Origin of the sequence: Phytoactinopolyspora endophytica (assembly GCF_004138495.1) — a bacterium.
Classification (GTDB): Bacteria; Actinomycetota; Actinomycetes; order Jiangellales; family Jiangellaceae; genus Phytoactinopolyspora; species Phytoactinopolyspora endophytica.
In genome coordinates, this window is sequence record NZ_ML142859.1 from 78179 (window position 1) to 79552 (window position 1374).

The 1374-nt window shown below is 68.0% G+C and carries 2 protein-coding genes; one reads left to right on the forward strand and one right to left on the reverse strand.

The genetic code is table 11. The annotated features are described in order from the left end of the window. On the reverse strand, positions 1-597 hold a 597-nt coding region (locus ELR45_RS41185; protein WP_240759931.1), incomplete at its 3' end, for a LacI family DNA-binding transcriptional regulator. A gap of 118 nt (positions 598-715) precedes the next feature. Here ELR45_RS41185 and ELR45_RS20525 point away from each other — a divergent pair. Beyond that, positions 716-1201, forward strand: coding sequence for an NUDIX hydrolase (locus tag ELR45_RS20525; protein WP_129668024.1), 486 nt, complete (start codon positions 716-718; stop codon positions 1199-1201). The last annotated feature ends 173 nt before the right edge of the window (positions 1202-1374 follow it).

The following is a 1374-nucleotide window of genomic DNA, read 5'->3' on the forward strand; positions in this document are numbered from 1 at the left end:
GTGGTCAGCGATGAGATGGCGGGTCAGCGCGAGCTGCCCGTCGAAGTTCGCCACCTCGACGTGGTCGAGGTGGTCCAGGCTGGGGTTCTCGCGGGGACCGGCGAGCATCACGACGGGCACGCGCTTGGAGATGATCTCGAGCTCGGCCGTCGACACCGTCCCGGCCAGGACGGCTATCCCGTCCGCCCGGCCGGCGACCTCGGCGACCGTGCTCTCCGGATCGTCGGCGATGGAGGCGGCGATGAGGAGTCCGTAGCCCTGCTCTCGGGCCGCACGCTCCATGCCGCGGATCACCTCGTCGGAGTAGAGCATGAGATCAGCCTCGTCGTACTGGGTGTCGTGGCCGAGCTCGTGGCTCTCGTCGTGGCGACGGTCATGCTTGTGGTTGTCCGGAAAACAGAGCCCGAGGACGCCGGTGGCTCGACTGGCCAGGCCGCGCGCGTTGCCACTCGGCACGTAGCCGAGGGTCCGGGCCGCCTCCAGGACGCGCTCGCGTGTCCCGGCCCGGACTGTGTCGGGGTTCCGATAGACCCGGGACACGGTGGCGATGGAGACGCCCGCCTGGTGGGCGACGTCGTACACCGTGGGAGTGCTCACTGGACCACCTTCGCTTGACGGCTCTCCTCAAGCGTAAGCGCATTCATTCGGTGCCGTGCCCACTCCGCCGGCACCGGCGGCCGGGGAGCTGTCGCCGGCTGCGGGTAGTGTCGCCCTCGTGACTGAGCGGTTTCGTGTGGTGCCGGCGGCGTACGTGCTGCTCCGCCGCGAAAAGGACGGCCGTGACCAGGTATTGCTCCAGTTGCGTGCGAATACCGGATATAAGGACGGTCACTGGGCCGCCGCCGCGGCCGGGCATGTGGAGAGGGGCGAGTCCGTCGTCGAGGCAGCGTGCCGGGAGGTCGCAGAGGAGCTCGGTGTCACCGTCGATCCGGAGGATCTGAACGCGTTGTGCGCGATGCACCGCACGGGCGGTACCGGCTTGCCGATCGATGAGCGTGTGGACATCTTCTTCGAGTGCCGGCGATGGGATGGCGAGCCGCGGCTGATGGAACGGCAAAAGGCCGCCGACATTCGGTGGTTCGCACTCGATGCGCTGCCGGAGCCTGTGGTGCCACACGAACGGTTCATACTCGAGCACGTCCGCAAGGGCGACGTTCCGCCTGTGGTCACCTTTGGCTTCGAACGCCCGGAACCGGCGTAGGGGCCAGATGCTCCTCCGGGCCCGGCCGCGAATGGCCGGACCCAGAGATGCATTCCTACTTGTCGCCTCGTCGTCCCTTGAACTTCGGCTGCGCCATGACCTGGCTGCCGCGACGCTGGTCCTTCTGGTTCAGCTTCGGTGACGGCGCGGATCCGGCCTTGCCCTTCTGCTTG